The organism is Mesonia aestuariivivens (genome assembly GCF_019311235.1).
GTDB classification, from domain to species: domain Bacteria; phylum Bacteroidota; class Bacteroidia; order Flavobacteriales; family Flavobacteriaceae; genus Mesonia; species Mesonia aestuariivivens.
The window spans coordinates 1-3,973 of record NZ_JAHWDF010000039.1 but is presented as its reverse complement, the minus strand read 5'-3'; the positions used below and the strand labels follow the sequence as shown (position 1 = coordinate 3,973).

General features: G+C 35.7%; 2 protein-coding genes and 1 pseudogene. 1 reads left to right on the top strand and 2 read right to left on the bottom strand.

The genetic code is table 11. The features are described 5' to 3' along the window. Positions 1 to 132: 132 nt before the first annotated feature. The gene (locus KW502_RS15080) at positions 133 to 1,080 is read right to left on the bottom strand and encodes a hypothetical protein (RefSeq protein WP_219041381.1); all 948 of its coding nucleotides are present in this window, start codon (positions 1,078 to 1,080) and stop codon (positions 133 to 135) included. A gap of 245 nt (positions 1,081 to 1,325) precedes the next feature. Here KW502_RS15080 and KW502_RS15735 point away from each other — a divergent pair. Continuing rightward, positions 1,326 to 2,869, top strand: a pseudogene (locus tag KW502_RS15735) (IS1182 family transposase). Between the two features lie 77 nt (positions 2,870 to 2,946). On the opposite strand, the gene KW502_RS15065 reads toward KW502_RS15735, so the two are convergent. After that, positions 2,947 to 3,627: a PDZ domain-containing protein gene (locus KW502_RS15065; RefSeq protein WP_219041379.1), complete on the bottom strand. Its 681-nt coding sequence runs from the start codon at positions 3,625 to 3,627 to the stop codon at positions 2,947 to 2,949. Positions 3,628 to 3,973: the final 346 nt, after the last annotated feature.

Sequence of the window (3,973 nt, the reverse complement as noted above, 5' to 3'; positions counted from 1 at the left end):
AAGTAATATTAAAATTAATAAAGATATGAAGTACTAAGATTAAAGAAATGGAGGTTTTAGTACAGGATAAATATGCTCTAAAATTAAAGAAGAAAAGAGTTGCTTTTTACCTCAGTTCTTTGTTGTAAGCAGTTATTTTAGTTTTTCAATTAGTTCTGAAAAGGATTTACTTAGGTTCGATATGTGTCCGCTTTCCATCCTGTTTGATTCAATTCTTTCAGTTGTTTCTCCTTTTTTTAAAATGTTGTTTCTTTCCGCTAATGAAAAATTAATAATTATTTTACTTAGAGAATCTTTATCTTCCATCTTCAGAGCGGTTTTTAAAGATGTAATTTTAAAATTTAAATTAGTTATCTCATTTTGAAAATATTTAATTTCTTCAAGATTATTTTTATACAGCCTTAAAAAGAAAAAGGAAAATAACTCGACAAAAATTACTGTAGAAATACGTGGTAAAAAGAAAGAAAAGAAGTCTGTATTGGTCTTAAATGACCTATCTTGAAAAATAGAGAAACCTAATATTACAACAGCTATTAAGGTTGTTATAATGCCAATAATCAAGTTCAAATTAGAATTACTAACTAGTCTTTCAATTTGAGTCCGAAATTTTCCTTCCAATTTGTTTAAATCATCGAATAGGTTTGCATATTCTAAATCGTGCTGAGCCTGTTCTACATATTTTCTTTTAAAAGATTCTAATTCATCTACAAATAATATTGGTTCCTCTTCTGGCTTGTCGTATCTACGATATTGCGAACCATACTTATCGATAAAATTCTTTTTCAAATGATAATTGAAAATACTATTTAAATCAAAATTTTCATATTCATCAAATGGTCTATATATTCTTAGTGGTTGTAATCCTAAATAAACACTAAACAATAGTGCTAATCCTACAATAAACAGGAATGCTCCAAGGATAATAATGGTTCTATTTGAAATAAGAAATAACTCCATAAAATAAGAAGTTGTTATAAAAAATAGTAAACCTATTATTAAACAAATAGAGGCTAGGAATGCAAGTAGCAATCTTTTGTTTCTTTGTGCTCTATATTTTTGGTATTGGTCTATTTTTGCCATTTTGTGTTTAATTGCTTACAACGTGATTGTATATGGCTCGTAGCGTGCAAATTAGCGATAACTATTCGGTTAAGCACGAGCCGAATTTTTTAATTTTCTTATTACCTTTTCTTTTCAATAAGCCAAATTAAAAAATTTGGCGGACTTCGCAAATATGCCTTAACTTCGATTAAGCAACTAATTAGTTATGAGCTATATACGTTGTGCCTGTTGCACAATTTACTAAAAAAGATTAATTTCATGGCATGCAAGGAAAAAAAGTATATCAAGAGCAGTTATTCAACAGTTTTCAGTTGAGTGAACGGGTACCGCCCACAAATTTCTACCGCCGATTGAAAGAAGCCTTAAACTTAGATTTTCTCTATGATCTTACTCGAGGTTTTTACGGCAGCAGTGGGCAAAAGAGTATAGATCCTGTTGTGTTTTTTAAGCTGTGTCTAGTGGGCTATTTAGAGAACATCATCAGTGACCGCAAGCTTATTGATCATTGCAGTATGCGTTTGGATATCCTGTATTTTGTAGACTATGATATTGATGAGGAGCTACCTTGGCACTCCACCATCAGCCGCACGCGGCAGTTGTTCCCCGAAGATGTGTTTGAATCGGTTTTTACAAAAGTGTTCACGCTTTGTGTAGAAGCCGGAATGGTAAGTGGCCATACCCAGGCTATCGACAGTGCTCCTGTAAAAGCGAACGCCTCAATGGACACTCTGGAACTTAAAGTGCCAGAGGAAGAACTGGAATCTCACTTGCGCAGCCATTTCGTAAGAGTAAAGGCGATAAATCAGATAAAGGTCAGCGCAGCATAACGGCTAATGAACAGGAACTCAAGGCGATCTCTAGCCGCAACAAGCGTTGGAGCAAAGATCAGGATCAGCGTCCGGGATCAGGAAATAAAGGCAGTAAGTATACCAGCAATAAAACGCATTACAGTCCTACCGATCCTGATGCCCGTATCAGTGTCAAGCCCGGCAAGGCCAGAAAGCTCAATTACCTGAGTCAGCTAAGTGTAGATACCGGTCATCACGTGATTACTGACATTAGGGCTTACCACGCTGATGGTAAAGACAATCAGCAATTGCCTGATATTGTTAAGCGCGTAAAGCTCCGCCTGTGGCAGCAGGGATTAGTTTGGGAGAATTGTGTAGCCGACACCGGATATAGCTCTGGAGAGAACTACGCATTTTTAGAAGCACAGGGTCTTAAAAGTTTTATACCTGCTCACGGTACCTTTAAAGGCGGTCCTGATGGATTTAGATATGTTGAAGATCAAGATCATTATCTATGTCCACAAGGTAAGATCATCCCATTCACCAAGGAGTTTAACGATTACAGAACCGGAACTCGAAAGAAGGAATACCGCGCCCGCAAGCACGTGTGTATCGATTGTCCTATACGCAGCAGCTGTCTGGGAAAAAGCGCACAGGAAAAGAAGTTCAGCGTTACCTATTACCGCGCAGAATACCAGCGCAACATCGCCCGGGTAGAAAGCCCACAGGGCAGGTATATGAAAGGCAAACGACAAAGCACCGTAGAACCTGTTTTTGGAACCTTAACTCAGTTTATGGGGCTAAGGAAAGTAAACACCATAGGCTTAAGACAAGCTAACAAGTGTATGCAGCTCTCCGCCATTGCCTACAACCTCAAGAAATACCTCAAGTTCTCTCAAAAAAGAGTAAAAAGCGGAGCAGGAATGCTCGACTTGTTTTTAATACCCAAAATTGGATTAAAGCAAGCCTACAGATACATTTTAAAGGCACTTCATTTTGCTAATTTACAAACGATATAAAACTAGAAAACCGCTCTAAAGCGGTTTAAATGAATACGTTTTTTTTTAATTATGGGGTTGTGCAACGGTTACCATTGTTATATGCCGCTTTTCTTTGTCCACCTGTATTTACTTCCATATTCTTTGTCGTCTGTTACAATTTCATAATTAATTTTTTCTCTGTCCTTAACCAAATAATATTGAATTAAGTCTGAATATTGACTGTTTGAGTAAAATTTAAGTTCATTTTTATCTGTCCAAGTTCCGTAAAGTACATAGTCAGATTGCATATCGGCAATTAAATAGTTTCCATATTTTGGTATTTGTCCGCCAACTGGAATTACAGAAATGTGAATAAAATTCAAGTTGCTTCTGTCTTTCAAGTAGCGATATGCAACGAGTTCAAATTGTCCATTTGGTGATACTTCTCGATGTTCGATTTCTTGTCGGTCATCTTTGTCAATGTAGTCTAAAGCAGAAACCTTTACCTTAATTCCATTGACTTCAATATCTTTAAATTCAATTTTGTCTCCTGTCCTTAATGATGGTAAAATGTCAAATTGAGCAGAAACATTTTCACTATCTATCCACTTCACTCTTGTCAAAGTGTTCGGTATCGTAAATTCTCTAAGGTTTTTCGTTGTGTCCGATAATTTCAAAATTGCAGTTCCTGCTTGTCCATATCCAAATGCTCCCAAGTCTATACTATAACTTATTAAGAGCTTTGAACTATCAGGTGAAATTTGTCGGTCATTTTCCACATAGTCTTGGTCAGTCATAAAAACTTCTTCTTTCCTGTCGTAAAGATTACAAGAGGATAGAATTGCTAATGTCAATATGATTATTGTCTTTCTCACGGTTTCTTTTCAAGTGGCATATAACGGTCGTGTATATGAAAAGTAGCGGGTTTTTAGTACTGACTTTTCGGTTTGTAACTGGTAATAAATTTACGGAAATAACTTTTATTTAGGTACTTAACCGCTATTTTTTATATACGTCTTAAGTTTGTATTTTAAAACAAATAGTAATTAATCAGAAAGAACAAAGAGAGAATTAAGGTTCTGTTATACGGTGAAGCGTTAGACTTCGGCAACATTGATAATCCTCTCTCTTTAATTACGTCAA

Excerpts from the sequence above, each read along its gene's own strand:
- KW502_RS15080 (WP_219041381.1), bottom strand. The coding sequence starts at position 1,080 with ATGGCAAAAATAGACCAATACCAAAAATATAGAGCACAAAGAAACAAA.
- KW502_RS15065 (WP_219041379.1), bottom strand. The coding sequence starts at position 3,627 with ATGACTGACCAAGACTATGTGGAAAATGACCGACAAATTTCACCTGAT.